This window comes from Maridesulfovibrio sp. (assembly GCF_963677005.1).
Lineage (GTDB): Bacteria > Desulfobacterota > Desulfovibrionia > Desulfovibrionales > Desulfovibrionaceae > Maridesulfovibrio.
Genome location: NZ_OY781616.1, coordinates 3,105,691 through 3,124,865 on the forward strand (window position 1 = coordinate 3,105,691; position 19,175 = coordinate 3,124,865).

The 19,175-nt window shown below is 51.0% G+C and carries 17 protein-coding genes; 10 read left to right on the forward strand and 7 right to left on the reverse strand.

The window, feature by feature from the left end; genetic code table 11:
* The first annotated feature begins 83 nt into the window (after nucleotides 1–83).
* Both ACKU4E_RS13780 and ACKU4E_RS13785 read left to right on the forward strand, forming a co-directional pair.
* Nucleotides 84–2,240 carry an adenylate/guanylate cyclase domain-containing protein gene (locus ACKU4E_RS13780; RefSeq protein WP_320171655.1) on the forward strand — a complete coding sequence of 719 codons (2,157 nt, stop codon included), beginning with the start codon at nucleotides 84–86 and terminating at the stop codon, nucleotides 2,238–2,240.
* Nucleotides 2,230–3,627 carry an ABC transporter substrate-binding protein gene (locus tag ACKU4E_RS13785; RefSeq protein ID WP_320171656.1) on the forward strand — a complete coding sequence of 466 codons (1,398 nt, stop codon included), beginning with the start codon at nucleotides 2,230–2,232 and terminating at the stop codon, nucleotides 3,625–3,627. The genes ACKU4E_RS13780 and ACKU4E_RS13785 overlap by 11 nt, the downstream gene beginning before the upstream one ends.
* A gap of 62 nt (nucleotides 3,628–3,689) precedes the next feature.
* Here the strand turns inward: ACKU4E_RS13785 and ACKU4E_RS13790 are convergent, their stop codons facing one another.
* Nucleotides 3,690–4,376: a S24 family peptidase gene (locus tag ACKU4E_RS13790; protein WP_320171657.1), complete on the reverse strand. Its 687-nt coding sequence runs from the start codon at nucleotides 4,374–4,376 to the stop codon at nucleotides 3,690–3,692.
* 505 nt (nucleotides 4,377–4,881) lie between these two features.
* Nucleotides 4,882–6,273 carry a HAMP domain-containing sensor histidine kinase gene (locus ACKU4E_RS13795; protein ID WP_320171658.1) on the reverse strand — a complete coding sequence of 464 codons (1,392 nt, stop codon included), beginning with the start codon at nucleotides 6,271–6,273 and terminating at the stop codon, nucleotides 4,882–4,884.
* A gap of 155 nt (nucleotides 6,274–6,428) precedes the next feature.
* Here ACKU4E_RS13795 and serB point away from each other — a divergent pair, with 155 nt between their 5' ends.
* The 6 genes from serB to ACKU4E_RS13825 all read left to right on the forward strand — a co-directional run bounded on the left by serB (nucleotide 6,429) and on the right by ACKU4E_RS13825 (nucleotide 13,219).
* Nucleotides 6,429–7,640, forward strand: a complete 1,212-nt coding sequence (gene serB / locus ACKU4E_RS13800; RefSeq protein ID WP_320171659.1) for a phosphoserine phosphatase SerB — start codon at nucleotides 6,429–6,431, stop codon at nucleotides 7,638–7,640.
* A 27-nt stretch (nucleotides 7,641–7,667) separates the two neighbouring features.
* A complete protein-coding gene (locus ACKU4E_RS13805) occupies nucleotides 7,668–9,098 on the forward strand; it encodes an ATP-binding protein (protein ID WP_320171660.1) in 1,431 nt (476 codons plus the stop codon).
* Nucleotides 9,099–9,115: 17 nt separating this feature from the next.
* The gene (locus ACKU4E_RS13810; RefSeq protein ID WP_320171661.1) at nucleotides 9,116–10,489 is read left to right on the forward strand and encodes a sigma-54 dependent transcriptional regulator; all 1,374 of its coding nucleotides are present in this window, start codon (nucleotides 9,116–9,118) and stop codon (nucleotides 10,487–10,489) included.
* A gap of 63 nt (nucleotides 10,490–10,552) precedes the next feature.
* Complete coding sequence (locus ACKU4E_RS13815; RefSeq protein ID WP_320171662.1) at nucleotides 10,553–11,701, forward strand: ion channel; 1,149 nt, start codon at nucleotides 10,553–10,555, stop codon at nucleotides 11,699–11,701.
* The gene (locus tag ACKU4E_RS13820) at nucleotides 11,694–12,209 is read left to right on the forward strand and encodes a cyclic nucleotide-binding domain-containing protein (protein ID WP_320171663.1); all 516 of its coding nucleotides are present in this window, start codon (nucleotides 11,694–11,696) and stop codon (nucleotides 12,207–12,209) included. Before ACKU4E_RS13815 ends, ACKU4E_RS13820 begins: the two co-directional genes overlap by 8 nt.
* 140 nt (nucleotides 12,210–12,349) lie before the next feature.
* Complete coding sequence (locus tag ACKU4E_RS13825; RefSeq protein WP_320171664.1) at nucleotides 12,350–13,219, forward strand: septal ring lytic transglycosylase RlpA family protein; 870 nt, start codon at nucleotides 12,350–12,352, stop codon at nucleotides 13,217–13,219.
* A gap of 162 nt (nucleotides 13,220–13,381) precedes the next feature.
* On the opposite strand, the gene ACKU4E_RS13830 is transcribed toward ACKU4E_RS13825, so the two are convergent.
* Together ACKU4E_RS13830 and ACKU4E_RS13835 are read right to left on the reverse strand one after the other, a co-directional pair.
* Complete coding sequence (locus ACKU4E_RS13830) at nucleotides 13,382–13,906, reverse strand: hypothetical protein (RefSeq protein ID WP_320171665.1); 525 nt, start codon at nucleotides 13,904–13,906, stop codon at nucleotides 13,382–13,384.
* A 67-nt stretch (nucleotides 13,907–13,973) separates the two neighbouring features.
* A complete protein-coding gene (locus ACKU4E_RS13835; protein ID WP_320171666.1) occupies nucleotides 13,974–14,324 on the reverse strand; it encodes a hypothetical protein in 351 nt (116 codons plus the stop codon).
* A 163-nt stretch (nucleotides 14,325–14,487) separates the two neighbouring features.
* Here ACKU4E_RS13835 and ACKU4E_RS13840 point away from each other — a divergent pair, with 163 nt between their 5' ends.
* Together ACKU4E_RS13840 and ACKU4E_RS13845 are read left to right on the forward strand one after the other, a co-directional pair.
* On the forward strand, nucleotides 14,488–15,171 hold the full coding sequence (locus ACKU4E_RS13840; protein WP_320171667.1) for a response regulator transcription factor: 684 nt from the start codon (nucleotides 14,488–14,490) through the stop codon (nucleotides 15,169–15,171).
* 2 nt (nucleotides 15,172–15,173) lie between these two features.
* A complete protein-coding gene (locus ACKU4E_RS13845) occupies nucleotides 15,174–16,427 on the forward strand; it encodes a HAMP domain-containing sensor histidine kinase (protein WP_320171668.1) in 1,254 nt (417 codons plus the stop codon).
* Nucleotides 16,428–16,446: 19 nt separating this feature from the next.
* Here the strand turns inward: ACKU4E_RS13845 and ACKU4E_RS13850 are convergent, their stop codons facing one another.
* Genes ACKU4E_RS13850 through ACKU4E_RS13860 form a run of 3 tightly spaced genes read right to left on the reverse strand, consistent with a single transcriptional unit; the run spans nucleotide 16,447 to nucleotide 19,052 of the window.
* Complete coding sequence (locus tag ACKU4E_RS13850) at nucleotides 16,447–17,301, reverse strand: transglutaminase family protein (protein WP_320171669.1); 855 nt, start codon at nucleotides 17,299–17,301, stop codon at nucleotides 16,447–16,449.
* A gap of 2 nt (nucleotides 17,302–17,303) precedes the next feature.
* Entirely contained in the window at nucleotides 17,304–18,065 is a 762-nt protein-coding gene (locus ACKU4E_RS13855; RefSeq protein WP_320171670.1) for a peptidase, read from the reverse strand.
* A 12-nt stretch (nucleotides 18,066–18,077) separates the two neighbouring features.
* On the reverse strand, nucleotides 18,078–19,052 hold the full coding sequence (locus ACKU4E_RS13860) for an alpha-E domain-containing protein (protein WP_320171671.1): 975 nt from the start codon (nucleotides 19,050–19,052) through the stop codon (nucleotides 18,078–18,080).
* Between the last annotated feature and the right edge of the window lie 123 nt (nucleotides 19,053–19,175).

Below are 19,175 nucleotides of genomic sequence, written 5' to 3' on the forward strand. Positions count from 1 at the left end.
GCATTGCTTCCTGGTGTCTGCTGAATACCGGCACCGAAAGGTTGGACTGATTCCGGGACGAGTGTTGATTGCAGGGGGGTGGGATGAAGAGAAATTTTCCATTATACATGAATATAATGACGGTTTTTACCGTGGTTATGTGCCTTGTGGTATCCTGTGTTGTCTTTTACGGCTATGTCCGCAATTCGGATATAGCTCTTTTTTCTGCGCATCAGCTTATCCGGCAGACCGGGGCTTCCATCGGCGAGCGGACACAGAACATGTTCGACTCCGCTTTCATGACCGTCAACTCATACGCCGAGTTTCCAGAGATCGGACAAAAGCCTTCGGTCCATTCACATCCCATGAGCAGTGTTTTCTTCAAGTGCCTTCAGGAAAATCCTGATTTCACTTCTGTGTACATAGGCTTTGCGGATGGTGACTTTTATCTGGTTTCATCCCTGCGTGACAGGGAGCAGATGAAAAAGGAAATGAATATTCCGGAAAAGGCGGCCTGGTACACCCAATCAATCGGTCATCTGGCTGATGGCAGGCGGTATGAGCTCAAGAAATACCTTGATGCCGGCTATGTAACCATCGGTTCGTCTTCATCCATGGATGTCCGGTTTGATCCCCGGGTAAGGCCATGGTTCATCTCGGCCTTAAGCAAGGCAACAGCAGTTTTGAACGATGTATACGTATTTGCCTTTTCCGGCGAACCGGGACTGACCGTTTCCCGCCGTTTCGACAGTGATGTGCAGGGAGTGATCGGGGTTGATATTTCCCTTGCGAACCTTTCATCATTCATGAAAAGGCAGATGGTCGGTGACGACTGCGAGATCATGATTTTCGGATCAGGGGGAGAACTGTACGGGTATCAGAGTCTGGAAAAACTGTCTTCCAGCATATACTGGGATGCCGACCAAAGTATAAGGGATGTAACTGTAGCCGGTCTCCATAATCCGGTTCTCAATAAGCTGGCTGCCGATCACGAACAGTACAGAGGTGATGATTTCCGCATTCAGCAGCTTCTGGTGGGTGAAAAGAAATATTTGTCTCTGGTGGACCCTCTTCCTCAGGAATACGGAAGAAAGCTGTTTGTAGCTGTTGCGGTTCCGGAGTCTTTTTTTACCGGACCCATAGCTCAAATCGGGAAGAATACCCTGCTGGCCTCTATGGTCATACTTCTGCTGTTCCTTCCGATTGTTTACATGGTGGCAAAGAGAATAAGCCGCCCCCTGAAGCTGCTGACCGGTGATGTTGAGAACATCCGCAGGTTCAATCTCGACCGGCCGGTTACGGTCAGATCAAGTATCTCGGAGATCCGGGCCCTGTCCATTGCCATGGAAACCATGCGCAGCACGCTCAATGTCTTTGGCAGGTATATTCCACGTCCGCTGGTGGAATCCATGATTGTAAGCAGCATCATTCCGGAACTTGGGGGCGAAAGAAAAAATCTGACCTTTATGTTCAGCGATATCAAAAATTTCACATCAATTTCCGAAAACATGTCACCTGAGGAACTGACCGCAGGTATAACCAGCTACCTCAAAGCAATGAGCCGGGTTATTCTCATCAGCGGCGGGACCATAGACAAATACATCGGTGACGCGATCATGGCTTTCTGGAATGCGCCTGTCGACGATTGCGACCACGCCCGCAACGGGTGTCTGGCGGCGTTGCGCTGCCGCGATGAACTGGCTGATTACAACAGGAATCTTCGTGAAAACAACAAGCCGGAGATGCTTACCAGAATCGGGTTGCATACCGGAGAAGCCGTAGTAGGCAACATCGGATCTTCTGACCGGATGGCCTATACGGCAATGGGCGCGGCAGTAAACCTTGCATCGCGTCTGGAAGGTTTGAACAAGTATCTTGGAACCGGGATACTGGTCAGTGAAAGTACCATGCAGGAGGCAGGAAGCGATTTCCTCTTCCGTTTTGCGGGCCGGGTTGTGCCCAAGGGAACATCTTCAGCCCTTGGGGTGTATGAGCTTTTGGGTACGGTAAGCGGTGCAGCAGGTCCACTCGCTCCATTTGCAGTGCTGCCGGAGGAAGGAGAAAAGGTCGCGGACTGGGAAAAGGCTTTTGATATATTTCTTTCCGGCAGGTTCAGTGAAGCAGCAGCTGCATTCAAATCATATGTAGAGAAGACCGGGCCTGACCCGCTGGCCGATTATTATCTGGTTATGGCTGAAAGGTATACGGACATCCCGCCCGGTGAAGGCTGGATGGGGGAGGTTGTTTTCGATGCCAAGTAATACAAGCCGCAAGGGCGCGTCCATACGGATAACTGCTGCTGTCTCGGTTCTTTTACAGATTATGTTCTTTGTGCAGTGCGCAACGGCATCCGCAACCGAGATAACCTTCTGGACCACGGAGGTAAACCCGGAACGGCAGGCGGTCATAGAGTATCTGGTGCGTGCTTTCAGAATCAACCATCCTGACATTGCGGTCAATGTTAGAGGAGTAGAGGAGAACAAAATCGCCGCAGAGCTGGCCCGGGCGCGCGAGGCCGGAAGCGGACCGGATATGATAGGCTGTGCTTCAGACCTGATTGTATCTTTCGACAGCCGTGGATGGACCAACTTTGCTGAAACCGGAAGGGTGATCAGCGGGATAGGCCGCAATAACTTTTATCCCGGTGCCTTGAACAAGCTGCGGCTTGCAAACGGCAGGTTCTGCGGAATTCCATTCAACGGATGGGTACAGGGCATCTGGTACCGCAAGGACTGGTTTGAGGAAAAGGGGCTTGCTCCACCGGATACCTGGGATAATATTCTCAAGGCGGCCAGGGCGTTTCATGACCCTGAAAACGGAAGATACGGCATTCTTGTAGGGACCAGGGCGGATTCATACGCGGAGCAGATTTTTACGCACCTTGCCCTTTCCGCAGGGGGAAGGGAATTCTCAAAAAATGGAAAAGTTGTTTTCGATTCTCCGGAAATAATTAAAACAGCCCGTTTTTACAAGGAGTTGGCCAAGTACACCCCTCCCGGACCTCAGTGGTGGAGAGGCAGGGATTTCTACATGCAGGGAAAGCTTGCCATGATGTTTTACTCCACATTCATAATGGACGATTTCGCCATAGAAAGTGTTGCCGCAGACTCGTTGGGAGGGAAGAATTTCCCGGATCTCAACGGCACATCGTTTGACGTCAACCTGTTGGAAAATACCTGCGTGGTACCGGTCATCACCGGTACGCGCAAGGCTGGATTCGGAGTTGTCCACGCTCTGGGGCTGCTTGATACAGGGAGTAGGGAACGACAGGAAGCAACCGGATGTTTCGTGAATTTTCTGTTCCGGGAGGATGCGTACATAACCTGGCTGCACATGGTTCCGGGCGGGATGCTGCCGGTATTGAAAAGCGTTACCAGGAACCCTGCTTTCTATCGGGATGCTCAAGGGGTCTTTCATAAATATTCAAGGCAAAGGATAGAAAAAGTCATTTCAGGATTCGATTCCCTGAAGAGCTTCAGTTTTGCCGACGGTGTGCTTCTTTCCAAGGCCGCGCAGGCATCCGCGCTCGGAATTGTTCCGGCCATGATAGATAAGATAGTCAACCGGGGAGTTCCGGCCGAACAGGCCGTGCACGAAGCGGCAGCTGAACTTGAAACAATTGAAGAGGACTTGCCTGAAAAGCCGTAAGTGAGGATAAAAAAAGCCCGCCGGGATCGGCGGGCTTATCAAATCTTAACTAAGCTGGACAGTTACAGTTCCTGCATGACCCAGACAACTCTTCCGACAACATATTTATCCTGATCTTCCACGGCAATGTACTGCTCCGGATGCTGCGGTGCTTCCGGCCGCAGGATGAAGCGCGAATTTTCCGGATCAAAGAACACTCTGCGTATGACCACGCCCTGATGGGGGACATGAACAGCATAAATGTCTCCGGCCATCAGTCTTTTCTGGGAATCATCGACTCCGACGAATGCATCTCTGCGGATAACCGGTTCCATGGACGAACCTTCCACTCTCAAAACTACGAGGGAAGTTCTGTAGAATGTTTCCGGTATGCTGAGCTCAGCTGTCTGCTGCGGCTTCCATGTCTGCGAGCTCACGTCTTCACCGGCCATTGAGGAAACAGGAACAACTCTTCCTCTGGACTGAACCTGGCCGTACTGTGCCGTTGTCTCGCTAAGGATTGTATCAGCCGAAATTTTTCCCTTTCCGGGTTTTAGATAAACAGGTTCTACCCCGTCGGAAAGCCATTCCGGGTTCAGGCCGTGCGTCCTGTACAGCTTGATGTACCATTCAGCGGGGATTGAACTGCGGCGCTTGGCATCAGAAATACTCGACTGGCGTATGTTCAGGATTTCTGCAAGCTGTACCTGTGTTCTTGTTCCCGTTGCTTTTTTTATTCTTTCAAGACTTTCATCAAACCATTTTGACACGCCTTTACCTCCTGAGAAAACTCTGTGGGGATAACTTATAGCTGACCGTGGACATAACTGGAGCATTCTAGTTGAATATCACATAGTATCCTGAAAATGTCTCGGTCTGAGCAAACTTGGTAAAGTGATAACACGAAAAAGTAAAGTAGCAAAGAATTTCTACGTTACTGTCTACTGCATTAACACAACACTTTCATAGTAAGTTCTGTAAATTATTTTACAGCAAGTTGCAAATAATGCATCGTGGTGCTGATGTAACTTAATGCAAAATATGTTTTTTTTGATATTAAATCCATGCGTTGAAAAAAAGAATATAAGCATTGCTTTAAAAATAGTATTGCAAGTGCATTCACAATATCGTCCAAATCGGAAATCAGCTTGCATAGAACGCCAGCACGGTGCGTTCCTGCCTTATGTTCAGGGCATATCCATTATCGGCGGTAATCGTAATTATGATAATCTATTTTTATGTGTGTACCTATTGAAAAAAGATAGAGGCGACCGTCTATTTTCTCTTGAAAGGCAGGATAAAGTAGAAATTGTTTCCTCCATCCTGCGGTTCATAGCCGACTTCGCCTCCATGCAGTTCCACTACCTGACGCACAAAAAAAAGTCCGTGCCCGGAGCCGTATTCGTTGCCCACGTTCTCACTTCTGAATCCGGCCTGAAATAGTTTGTCGCGGTCATTTTCGGAAAGGTGAGGACCTGTGGTGAATACGTTCAGCTTCAGCCCGTCCCAGCCGTTCTGGAAATGGTCCGGAACCATATCCCAGCCATATGCAGTGAATTTATCGTTATGACCGTCCTGCATGGCCGCTTCTCTGGTGTATTTAACTGCGTTTGAAAAGAAGTTTGCGTATACTTGGGAGATAAGTCCCACGTCTGCGACAATGCGCACTTCCCTGTCCGGGACTCCTCCCATGCTTATATCCAGACGTATTCCGCGTTCCTCAAATCTGGATCGGTATCTTTCCAACTGCGGTTCAATAATCTGTTTCAGAAGATTGCAGGGGCGTTTCTCCACTATGTAGCGCCCTTCCTCGAAATGCTGGCGTCGCAGAAGGGTTTCAAGGAATAGGCTGGTCTGTTCGTAATGGCTGTGTATTTCGTTGAATTGTGAGACAAGTCCTTTGTACAGTTCTTCAAGCTCTTCCTTTATGACGGTTTTGTCCTTGCCGTTCAGACTGCTTTCAAGCTTGCGTATATTTTCTATTCTGTCGCGCAGCCTGTTGTAGAACAGCTTGAAATACATGTTCGGCACAATAACATTATGCCCGACGTCCTTGACCAGGTTGCGCACGAAATCAAGGTGCTCCTGCCCTTTGCGGCGCAGAAGTTTGTTATGCAGTTGAAAACCGACCCGGTTGATGAATTTTTCAAAAAAAAGAGACTGGTGAGAAGATAGCTTTTCAATCATGTACAGTTCGAAACACCCGATCACGTCTCCGGCCGGTTTGAACGGAAGCTGGTCCACCAGCTCTATGTTGCCGCGTATGGGGATAAACAGATGTTTTCCCCGGTACGTTTTTTCAAGAGGCACGGAACTGCATATGGGGCCGTTATCTTCAGTTTTTCCAACCGGAACGAAGTTGTCCGGCCCGATGGCCAGATACAGCCGACAGTCAAGATCGAAGAGAAATTTCGGAATTGCCGTACAGACAGCGAAAAATTCTTCCAGAGTATCGAATTCCTGAGCCAGGTCGAAAAAAATCATCAAGGCTCTTTTTTCGGTGGCCGAAAAACTGTAGTCCTTGTAATCATCCATCTTTTCATGGATGCGGCGGTGTATGGAGAGCATTCGTTCAGGATCAGGTCCGGCGTTCAGATGGAATCCTTCTCCAAGCATGCCGGTAAGTTCCGGAGAATGAACTTCTGCGCTTTTTTTGCTGTTTGCCATAGTCTTACCTTGGGAAGAAGAGATACTATAGTGTACGTGGCTGCGTAAAAAGTGGCAAGCCGAATAACTATTTTCAACTGTAGAATCTGCTATGTTTACTGTATAGAATTTTTATGCCAAAGTCCGCCATCATATCTACCATTACGGACATAAACATGCCTCAGATAATTCTCATTCAAATTTCCGGAGAGGACAAACCCGGCCTGACTTCATCCCTTACCGGGGTGCTGGCCGGATACGGGATCGATATACTTGATATCGGCCAGAGTGTAATTCATAACCAACTGGTGCTGGGCGTTTTGATCCGCATTCCGCGGGAAGCCGAGTCTGCTCCCGTGCTCAAGGACATAATGTTCAGGGGCTACGAACTCGGGGTTACCGTGAAGTTCCGGCCGATTCAGTCGGATAATTACATGGAATGGGTCAGCGCTCAGGGTAAACCCCGGCATATAATCACCCTTGTCGGCAGAAAAGCCAGCGGGACAGCAATTTCCAAAGTAGCTAATATCGTAGCTGAAAACGGACTGAATATCGACATGATACACCGTCTGTCCGGGCGCATCCCCATGGACGGCGACCCGGCTCCCAGACATTCATGCATAGAGTTTTCAGTACGCGGGGTTCCTGAGAATCTCGACCTTATGCGTGCCAGCTTTCTGTCCATGGCAACGGAAGAGCAGGTTGATATCGCTCTGCAGGAAGACAATGCTTTCAGGCGCAACCGCAGGCTCGTGGCGTTCGACATGGACTCCACCCTTATTCAGACTGAAGTGATTGATGAACTGGCCCGGGCTGCAGGGTCCGGGGAACTGGTCAGCTCCATTACCGAATCCGCCATGCGCGGGGAGATTGATTTCCAGGAAAGTCTGCGCAGACGTCTGGCAACCCTGAAGGGGCTGGATGAATCGGTCATGGAAGATATTGCCCGCAGGCTTCCGATAACCGAGGGAGCGGAACGACTCATCGCCAACCTGAAAAAATTCGGCTATAAGATTGCCATTATCTCCGGCGGATTTACCTATTTCGGAGAAAAACTTCAGGAAAGGCTCGGGGTAGACTATGTGTACGCCAACCGTCTTGAAATAAAGGACGGCAAGCTTACCGGCGGAGTCATAGGCGATATCGTGGACGGACCGAAAAAAGCGGAACTGCTCTGCTCCATAGCTGAAAAGGAAAAGATCAGCCTGCAGCAGGCCATTGCCGTGGGAGACGGGGCAAACGATCTGCCCATGCTTTCCATTGCCGGCCTTGGTATAGCTTTTCACGCCAAGCCTAAAGTTAAAAAAGGCGCCCGTCAGGCCATTTCCCATTTCGGGCTGGATTCCATTCTTTACCTCATCGGGTTGCGTGACCGCGATATGGATTAGCGTGGCAAAACAAGCCGGAGGCTTCCCTTGGAGCAGACTCAGGATCTTCAGGTAAAATCTTTTCAGCTCGTCAAGCTGCTTTCATGGACCCTGCTGGTGGTCATTATTGCCAGCAGCCTCGGGCTTTCCGTGTTTCTGGCAAAACATGCTGACGAGACCCTACTGGAAAAGCAGAAAGAATTTGCCCTGTTGCAGGCTGAGAACCTCAACCATCAGATTTACCGGCGTTTTATACTTCCGACCCTGATAGGATACGGAAAAATAGGGCTGAAAAACACGGAGCAGATGGAGCGCCTTGATCAGGTGGTGCGCTCCACTGTGCACAGCTTCAAGGTCAGTGAAGTCCGTATCTACGATCCGGATTTGATAGTTTCATACTCCACGGACAAGGCGTTCATAGGTGCCGAGGACCTTGGCGGAGAGTTTGTAAAAAAGGTTCTGGAGAGCGGTAAACCCAAATACGAGTTTATCAGCAAGAAATCCACCATGGGGCTGCTTTTCGACCTGAATATGCGTCCCGGAACCATGCTGCTCAAGATCGTTTACCCGCTGCGTTCGGAAAAAAGTTTCAAAATCAACGAAAACGTGATCATGGGGGTCCTTGAGCTTACTCAGGACATTACCGAGGATTACCAGTCGGTCATAAATTTCGAGCGGCTGATCCTGTTCACATCCAGTTTTTCGGCTCTCATCCTTTTTGCCACCATCATGGCCATTATCCGGCGTGCGGATATAATCAACGCCCAGCGCATGGCTGAACGCCAGCAGTTCGAGAAGGAACTGAACCAGAGCGAGAAGCTGGCCAGCATAGGCCGAATGGTTTCCGGCGTGGCCCATGAAATACGAAACCCGTTGGGAATTATCAGATCAAGTTCGGAACTGCTGCTGAAAAGGATGCACGAGAGCGACCCGGTCAATGCCAGAATTCTGGGAGCAATCCACGAGGAAACAAAGCGACTCAGCCGCACTGTCAGCGATTTTCTGGATTACGCAAGGCCGCGGAAAATAGCCCTCGTCACCCTTGACCCGGCCATGCTGCTGGACAAGATCTTCATGTTCATGGAGTCCAAATGCGCTGAATCCGGAATCGATCTCAAGCGCGATTATGTGCATGGGCATACGGTCTGCGGAGATGAGGACCTGCTTTACCGCGCGTTTTACAATCTGGTGGGCAATGCCGTTCAGGCGGTGGACAGGGACGGCACGGTTTCTGTTTCCATCTCCAATAAGGACAACGAGCTTGATATCGTATTTTCGGACAGCGGGCCCGGATTTTCACCCGAAGTGATCGACAAGGCCAGAGACCCGTTCTTCACAACAAAAGACAATGGAACCGGACTCGGGCTTGCCATAGTGTCCAATATTGTGGAAAGCCATAAGGGAAAGCTCGTCATCGGCAATAATCCCGAAGGCGGAGCGCGGATCAGAATTATACTGCCCGTTAAAAAAGACTGCTGACAAACCGGAATTTAAATATGCCTGCAAACATTCTCGTACTGGATGACGAACAGAACTATCTGCTCATTCTGGAAGCGCTGCTTTCAGACGAAGGATACACCGTCACCGCACTTTCCGACCCTGAAACCGGCCTGGCCTATCTCGACGAGTCCGAGGTGGATATGGTCATCACCGACATGAAAATGCCCAAGCTCACCGGGCAGGATGTTTTGGAGCACGTAAAAAAGAACTATCCGTACATCCCGGTGATAATCATGACCGCCTTCGGTTCCATTGAATCCGCTGTCGAGGCCATGAAAATAGGGGCGTTCGATTATATAACCAAGCCGTTTGCAAATGAGGAACTGCTCCTTTCCGTGACCAAGGCCGCCCAGTTTGCCAGAGCGCAGCAGGAAAACAGGCAGTTACGTGAGCAGATCAGGGATCGCTATTCTCCAAGCAACATAATCGGCCGTTCCAAGCCCATGCTGCAGGTCTTCGATATGATCAGCAAGGCCGCTCCCGGAAGCTCGACCGTTCTGGTGACCGGGGAGTCCGGTACCGGAAAGGAACTGGTCGCCCAGGCCATACATCAGGAATCTCCCCGCTGCGACAAGCCGTTTGTTTCGGTCAACTGCATGGCCTTTAACGCCGGAGTGCTCGAAAGTGAGCTTTTCGGGCATGAGAAAGGATCGTTCACCGGTGCCGTGGCCCGCAAGAGAGGCCGGTTCGAGGCCGCCGATCAGGGGACGCTGTTCCTGGATGAAATCGGAGAAATTTCCCATGACATGCAGGTGAAGCTGCTGCGGGTGCTGCAGGAGAAGACCATAGAACGGGTCGGCGGAGTTGACCCAATCAAGGTGGATATCCGCATTGTTGCGGCCACCAACAAGAATCTCAAGGAAGCGGTGGAAAAGGGAGAATTCCGGGAAGACCTGTACTACAGGCTTAATGTTGTGAGCATAGAGATGCCGCCGCTTCGGGAACGCAGGGAGGATATTCCTTTTCTGGTGGACCACTTCCTCGCTGTATACTCGGCAGACAACAACAAAAAATTTGAAGGTTTCTCTCCATCAGCCATGGACTACATGACTGCCTATGAATGGCCCGGCAACGTACGCCAGTTGCAGAATGTCGTGGAGCGCTGCGTTGTACTCAGTTCCGGTACCGTCATCGGTACGGAAGATCTGCCTGCGGAAATAAAGGACGAGGAAGCGCAGTTCAAAAGTGCCGTGGACCTTCTTCCCACCAAGCTCAACCTCGCGGATACGCTGGACAGGATAGAAGCCACACTGGTGCGCCGTGCGCTGGTGCACAGCGGCTTCGTCAAGGTTGATGCCGCTGAAACTCTCGGCATCTCAAAAAGTTTGCTGCAATACAAGCTCAAAAAGTATAATATAACCGGAAAATAGGCCTTCAGCTGTTCCTGCGGATTTCCCGCATGAATCTATACTGCATCTGGACGCATTGTCGGCATGAAATTTACCGAATGGCTAAAATCGGGGTTCGGCAAGCTGGTTATTGCCACAGGGATGCTGCTTCTGCTCAGCACGCTCGGCTATTACTGGCTGGAACTCAGGGAGGCCGGGAAGGACGGACTTTCCGGTGCCTTCTGGTGGTCGATCGTAACCCTCACCACAGTCGGGTACGGGGACATGGTTCCTTCCACTGTTCCCGGACGTATTCTCGGTGCCCTGGTCATGATTTCCGGTATCGGGATGGTTTCCTCCCTTACCGGTAACATGGCCTCCATGCTGGTTGAGCGCAAGGCCAAAAAGCGCAAGGGGCTCCTGAGCGTGAAAATAAGCAATCATGTCATCATACTCGGCTGGAACGATTACGCTTTCGGGCTTGTGGACTCTCTGCGTGAGCAGTTCGACAGCAGAAATTTTCATCTGGTTATAGTAAGCGGACTGGAACAGCAGCAGCGGGATGAAATCTCTTTTCGCCTTGATCTGGGTGATAACCTGCATTTCGTGCACGGCAACATCAGCCAGGCCAACACCATAGCCCGTTCCAGCCCGGATACGGCCCGCACCGTGTATGTGCTCTGTCAGGATACGGTAGATGCGAAGGATTCTGATCAGCAGGCCATTTATGCGGTTCTGGCCCTGCGCACACTGGCTCCCAAGGTTCCGGTCTATGCCGAGATTGCCATGCAGGAAAACAAGGAACACCTGCTGCGTGCAGGAGCCAACGAGATTCTGGTTCGCGGAGAAATTTCAAGCCGGATGATGGGCATGATGGGCGTCAGCCCATCCATGTGGTCTTTTTTCAGGAGTCTGCTGGGCATAGGCGATTCAGGGAGATTGCAGTTCAGGCCGTGCACTCCTGATGACCGTGCGAAAAACTGGGGAGAATTCAGCAGTGTGATCCGGGAAAGCTGCGGAGCCCTGCCTGTTGCCGCGTGTAAACTAGGCAAGAATCTTTCCCTTACCGATGTGATGGATGAAGGGTCCGCACTTGACCAGTTCATCATGGAACTTTTTAGATCCTCTGGTCAGGATACTTCGCTGGGCATGCAGGGACCGGAAGTGAAGATGAACCCGGCTGACAGCGAGCCTATGGAGCATTATGACGCCGTGCTGATCATCAGCCCGGATGCCGGAGGCGGACATGACTGATTTCTGGAAATCCATACCGCTTTTTCAGGAACTGGCCGATGATGAGCTTGCCCCGGTAAAAAATATTTTTCATTCTGTTTCAGTACCGGCCGGGACCAATATCATCACTGAGGGTGACGAGGGTGATGAAATGTTCATCCTGGTCAACGGCAAGGTCCGCGTTTCGAAACGCATGCTCATCAAGGGAATGAACATCCCGCTGACCGAAATGAAAAATCCCCGTAAGGTCTTGGCTAATCTTGATGACAGCAGCTATCCTGTCTTCGGTGAAATAGCCCTTATAGACAGGGACATCCGCTCGGCAACGGTTGCTGTTGTCGAGGATTCCGAGTTTCTGGTCACCCATCGGGATAGATTTTTCGAGTTGGCCGAATCCCATCCTTCCATCGGCTGCAAGCTTTTCATGACCATCGGCAGGCGTCTTTCTACCACCGTTCGCCGCAGCAACAACGAGATTGTTAAGCTCACCACTGCTTTGGCTCTGGCATTGTCACGTCCCGGACGTTGAAGACCTTTCGCTTATTTGAATACCGCACATTATAATCGCGGCAACTGGACTTTAGTGACCGCAGCCACTATGGATATCTGGATGTTTGTTACTTAAAAACAAGTGTGAAACAATATATTGTCCATATGACGGAGGGTTAAATGTCAAGATTTCTGGTGTTGCTTGCAGTCCTGCTGCTGGTGTTTTCAGCAGGCTGTGCCAAGAAAAGGATTTACTCCACCCCGCCTGCAAAGACGCCTGCAGCTTTGAAGCAGGATTCTCCGAAAACGGTCAAGCCTGTACTAAAAACCGATCCGTACAGCGTGAACGGGCAGACTTACGTACCGCACTTAAGTTCCAAGGGCTATAAGGCTCAGGGACTGGCTTCCTGGTACGGGGATGATTTCCACGGCAAGACCACGGCCAACGGCGAAACCTACAATATGTACGCCATGACTGCGGCTCATCGGACCCTGCCGATGGGAACCATGCTTGAGGTCACTGACCGCAGCAGCGGAAAGCAGGTTATCGTCCGGGTAAACGATCGCGGACCTTTCGCCGATCCGGACCGCAGGATAATCGATCTTTCCTACACTGCCGCTGCGAAGCTCGGTATCGTCAATAAAGGGCTTACGCCTGTTGAACTGCGGGCCATAGACGATGTGAACGTGGAGCCTGTGGCTGCCGATCAGATTGTAGCCGCAACTGCCGCCCCGGAAGAAGAGGCTGTGGTCGAGGAGACTGTGCAGGCTGCTCCGGAAGTCAAGGATGTTCTGCTTTCGGAAACCGCCACTGTGCAGGATACGTATTACGTTCAGGTCGGGTCCTTTTCGGAGTATGACCGGGCAACCGCAGTCCTTGAAGATCTTCGCGGTCGCGGCTTCAAGGAATCGCGCATGGTGGAGGTAAACGTGAACGGCAAGAAGTACATAAGGGTTCAGGCCGGACAGTTCTACACAATACCAAGCGCGGAAGAGGCCATGCAGTCTCTGACACCTGATTTCGGTGAAATGCTTATTGTTACGAAGTAAGGAAAGTGAACAATAGCTGTTCCGTATTTGGCTCACAGCAAATAAGCAGATTAAAAAAACCGTTTCTGTATCAGATTGAAAAATCTTGCAGAAACGGTTTTTTATATGCAGCAGGATTGTGTCTGTAAAATTATATCCTGACAGCCGGCGGTCTTTTTTTGCTTATATGATAAGGATAGCCGCCGCTGCAAGAATACCTGTGGCTGCCAGAGTAATTCCTCTGCGTAACTGCCGTGTTCCCGCCTTGTACATAAGCAGTGAAGACAGTGCCAGGAAGAGCAGCAGAATTCCGTAAGTCACGCCGAGAAAGTGGATTGGCGAGTTGCTCGGCGACAGGTGAAGCGAGTTCAGTTTTTCAATTATCGCTGGATATTTTTGTGTGGTGTAAGAAACCTGGCCTGTAATTTTATCATATTTCCCGTTGTTGAAATATATGATGCTGCCTTCCTGACGATCTATTTTCATTTTCCGCAGCCTCAGTTCAGACTTAATTTCTCCGGCATCAAGGCCGGGAGAGATCACCTTTTCCACCCTTTGTTCTGTTTTTAGAAATCCCTGATCCCTGTATATGAGCACGATTCCGCTTACGCAGTACATGAGCGTCAGCCCGATAAGTATGAATCCAATATCACGATGCAGGGAACGCATCAGACGGGTAATTGATTTTCCTTCAATATTTTTACTCATTGTTAACTCCACAATGTAATACGTTGTTTCCTGTTTCCGTTTGCCGGAGGTGCAGGTGTCCTTGTTTTTAATAGGGGGTGCTCATGTACGAATGCCCGGCAATGTTTCTGCCGTGACGTCCTTTACCGGAACCGGTGCCGGACCCTCCGAACAGCAGCAGGCTGAAAGTCAGGATCACTGTAATGATCAATGCCGGAATGGCGGTCTTCGATTTCAGATGATTCCTCAACGCTGCCCAGTTGATGGGAATGTGGCAGAAGCACAGCAGGATGAATGCTAGACCGACCCACTTGTGGATGCTCATGATGCCGTAGAATTTTACGTGGCAGAGCAAAAGGATGCTGGTGATCATTGTCGGAATAAAGGTGAAAGCCGTTGCCGCTGAAATGAATGCGCGGTTCTTTTTAAGTTGAGTCATTTTTTCTCCGATAGGTCTTTATGGTAGAAACTATGCCTCTCTTCTAGCAGCAGACCGGTGCATGAATTCCGGGATAAGTTTGTAAAGTATGAAAAAGTGTGAATGCCGGAAGAAAAGGTAACCGCTGCTGTCGAAAACGGGTATATGCATGGGGAGGTTGTTTATGAGAGGAAAAATTCTGATTATCGACGATGATGACAAGTTGCGAAAGCTGCTGGGTGAATATCTGGCGGACTATGATTATGAAATCGGGGAACTCCCTGATGGAAACAGTGCCGCGGAAGCGGTTCGGAGGATGCAGCCTTCGGTAATAGTTCTTGATGTCATGATGCCCGGAAAGGACGGGTTTGAAGTGCTCTCCGATATACGGCGCGTTTCAGCTGTGCCGGTCATCATGCTTACGGCAAAGGGAGATGCTTCGGACAGGGTTGTAGGACTGGAAATGGGAGCCGACGATTATCTGCCCAAGCCCTTCAACCTGCGTGAACTTCTGGCCCGCATCAGGGCTACAACACGGCGGTATGCAGTCGGCCCGGTATCAATGGATGCTCTGGAAGTTGCCGGACTGTCACTTGATCTCTCCCGGCAGATTTTTACCGTGGATTCATTTGAATATGATCTGAGTACTGCGGAATTCAATATTCTCTCCGCGCTTATGCGCCAGCCGGACGTCCCGGTTTCAAGGGACACCCTGCTTGATATGGGCTGGGGTGTTGAGACCGTTGTTTCGGACAGGACCGTGGATGTGCATGTCAGCCGGGTAAGGGCAATTTTGAGGAAGCATTCCGGACATGAAGACCGGATCAAAACGGTCTGGGGTGTCGGCTACAAGTTCGTGGGTAAATGAAAATGAAACGACTTTACTGGAAGATTGTCCTTACAGAACTGGTCTTTATGGTCCTGATTCTTGCGGTAGCCGTCTGGCTGATAGGCATGTCCCACAAGGATGATGAGATCAGCAGGCAGGATAAAAGGGCGGCAGCCGTTCAGTTGCTGAACGTGGCCTTGAAAAACGATCTGGCTCACGAAGTTTCTCTGGTAGGACTGGAAAAACTGGCTTCCAGACTGTTTAAAGGTGATGTCCGTATTGTCGAATCAGGAAAGATCGGTGATGCCGATGCAACAGATTCCATACAGTTCAATCAGGGCGGCAGAGCTTATGCGCTGATCATACCCGGATCTGATGTTCCAAGAAATGGAAAAGGTGGATTTTTATTTTTCCCCGATCATGACAAATACGGCTCTGTTTTGTTGGTGCTTGCTGCCGCACTTGCCTTGCTGGCCGTACCGTTTGCCCGCATTGTTACCGGACCTCTTGGAGAACTGCGGCATGATATGAGGCTGTTTGCCTCCGGAGACCTGGCCCATCGCACGAAGGTTACATCACAGGATGAGGTCGGTCAGGTGGCAAGGGATTTTAATGAGATGGCGGAATCAATACAGCATCTTGTCCGTGTCGGGAAGGAAATGACCGCTCACGTATCACACGAGTTGCGCAGTCCTCTGACCAGAATCGATGTTGCCCGGCAGGTTCTTGAAGAACAGGTGAGTGGAAAACAGCTTGTTTTGCTTGATTCCATGCGTGAGGAAATAGAAGGCATGGATGCCCTTATAGAAAGAATGCTTCGTTTTTCGCGTCTGGAACTCGATAAAAGTACACCGGAGCCCCTGTGTTTTGTGGATATTTTTAATGAATTGTTGCGGAGGCATGAACCCTCTTTTGAAGCAAAGGGTATTCATTTGCACAGTGTTTTCCCGGAGAATCTTCCCGGGGTCGGTGCTGCCGGAGATATCGGTTGCCTTGGTGATAATCTGCTGGGTAATGCCCTTAAGTTCACTCCTCCGGGCGGAAATGTCGAAATTTACCTTGGAAATGAACACGGCAGGATCATCATCTCTGTTACCAATGACGCTGAACAGCCGTCTGTGAATATGCTGCGGTTGACTGAAGCGTTTCAGCGTGGCGGTGCGTCCGAATCCATTCCCGGATCAGGGCTGGGGCTTGCGATAGTACAAAGGATTGTTGAAAATCATGGAGGCGAACTGTTGCTTTCATGGAGTGATGGAAAATTTTCGGTAAGTGTGGAACTGCCTGCTCTGTGATCTGGGCTGTGAAGGGGGCTTAACTGTCTGCAGAGAGGTGCAGTTCGTGGGTCATGGTGCAGTCTGCGCCGGTGCCGCGGAAATGGCCGCAGGTCGGGGCGGTCAATTCGGGGTCGTGCGAAGCGGCCAGAGCAACATGACGGTCAGCCACCACAAGTCCGTGGGTTGGGTCAAGGCCGATCCATCCTGCTCCGGGGATATAGGCTTCCGCCCATGCGTGCAGGTCATGGCCGTCAGCCGATTCCGGATCTCCGGCCTGATAGCCGGAAACAAAGCGTGCCGGAATTCCAACCTGTCGGCAGCAGGCGATGAAAAGTCCTGCTGAGTCGCGGCAGGCGCCTTCCTTTCCGTTGCAGACTTCTTCCGGGCTTAGAATGCCGGGTTCCCGGCGAATTATCTTGGCTATATTTTCAAAAATCCAGGTGTTGAGTTCCAATACGAAATCAAGTTCCCGGCCCTGTGAATCTGCACGTATTTTTTCGGCCAGTCGGGTGATTCGGCTGGTGATTGAATAGGGCGTCTGCCGCAGGCAGGCACCAAGTGCGGTTTTTTCTTCCGGGCTTAATTTCGGAGGGATGTGACAGGCTGCATCGCAGAGCAGAAAACTGAAGGGGTTGTCGCGCAGGGTCTGGACAGTGGTCCGAGCTTCCACCAGAAATTCCGAGGCTGTTCCATCGAACCAGACCTGCGTAAAGGGATTTCCCTCTGCGTCAATTCCATCCCAGCGCCCGGTCGGAGCCGGTGTGATGAGAAGCTCATGTTGCAGCACGTGCTGGCTGGAGTCCTGTCTGGGGGTCAGGTGAATGGTGTGCGGTTCAATGAAAACCGGCCGGGAATAGCTGTAACGAGTCAGATGCCGCAGGGTGAAACGCACGTTTAGTCCGTATTTTCCTTGCCCATGCGCCTGCGAACACGTTTGAGCTTGGCGGCGATGTTTTCTATCCACTCGGAAGGCAGGTCATTAACTCCCTGCCTCAGCAGATTCTGCCACCATTGGGATATATCCGCCAGATCGCCGGCCTCGTAACGCTGTTCAACAATTTCGTGGCTGTGTCTGGAATAGAGCACCACGTCTATGGGAAAGTTGACGTCAGAAGCTGAAATGCGTGTGGAATCGAAGGCCAGACAGCCGACTTTTAGCGCAAAATGGAGCGTGTCCGAGTGCTTGAGCGTGCGGTCCAGGACCGGTTTTCCATACCCGCCTTCACCGATGATGTGGTAGGGCGTGCCCTGACCGATTTCCACCCAGTTTCCTTCAGGATAAATCAGGTAGAGCTTGTGGTCGGAGTCGCCCTTGAGCTGTCCGCCCACAAGGGTGTGCAGGTTGAAATTCAGTCCGGCATTACAAAGATAATCCTTGTCTTCCTCGGCCACGCGGCGGAGTTCTTCGGCGAGCAGATTTACCATTTTGTACAGCTTGTCCGGGCTGGTTTCCATGGTATCCATGCGCTCTTCGAAGTAGGTGATCATCTTGTCGCGCACACTGCGCAGACCGGAAGTCATGACGAAAAATGCGCCGAAACCGTTCTGGTACGCCGTAACTTTTCGTGCAGTTATGATTTCGTTTCCGGAGGTGATACGGGTATCGGCTATGCCTACCAATCCCTCTTCAACGTTTATTCCAAGGCAGAATGTCATGGCCGATTAATGTCACTGTTCCCCGGGTGAGTCAAGCGGGGTCGATACGCTGAAAAATGTTTCAGCAATGGCCGTATCCACTTTGTTCATGCGGGTTTGAAGGTTGTCGGTAAATTCATGCAGTCCGAAGCCGATGATTTCTTCCAGATCGTGAAAAGACATTTCCCCGACAAGCTGGCCGAGTACCTTTTCGGCCATGTTGGAAAAATGCCCGATGGGTCTGCCGGTGATCTGGTGCATGGAGTTGCGGGCCACAGTAAGGCAATGGAGACTGGAGCGGGGAAAGTCATGGTCGAGCAGCAGGAAGTCCACCACTTTGTCCGGAGAGATCAGTCCGTGACGGTGGCTGTATGCCTGGAACCCGGAAGCAGCTTTGAGCAGAGCGTTCCACTGGATGTGGTCCAGCGTGGTGTTGACGTCTTCCACCTTGGGGAGCAGCAGGAAATACTTAACGTCCAGCAGGCGGGTGGTTTTGTCCGCACGTTCCAGCATGCGGCCCATGTGCGTAAAGTAGAAGGCCTCGTCGCGGGGCATGGCTGCGGCTGAAATCCCGCCGAGTATGAACCCTCTGCGTTTGACCTCGTTGCAGAATGAAAACGGGTTCATGACAACCGCTTCCGGGTTTTCCGCCGCACGTTCCACCATATGGTAAAAAATGTTGACCTCCTCCCACATTTCCGAGGGAATCATTTCACGGATAGTCCGGGCGTTTTCTCTGGCCATGCGCAGGCAGGAACGGATGGAATTCATGTACTCGGTATCGAAAAGCAGGAATTGCAGAACGGTTTCCCTGTCCACGCGGTCAAAGCGCTGAAAGAAATAGTCGCGGTCGCCGGTGGTGGCTACCAGCGGTTCCCACTGCTCTCCGAAATCTTCGGGCATGTCCAGAGTCAGAAGCCAGTTCACGTCCACAATCCTGGCCAGGTTGACGGCTCTTTCAAGGTAGCGGCTCATCCAGTATACGGCATCGGCAACGCGTGAAAGCATGGTGTCCTCTTGCTGTTCAATTTATATTTGTTTGTGCCGGAACATCGGGCAAACCGGTTCCGTGCTACATGATTATCGGTTGTTGCAGCATCATTGCCCTGTTCAACGGGCAGGCTGCCGGGC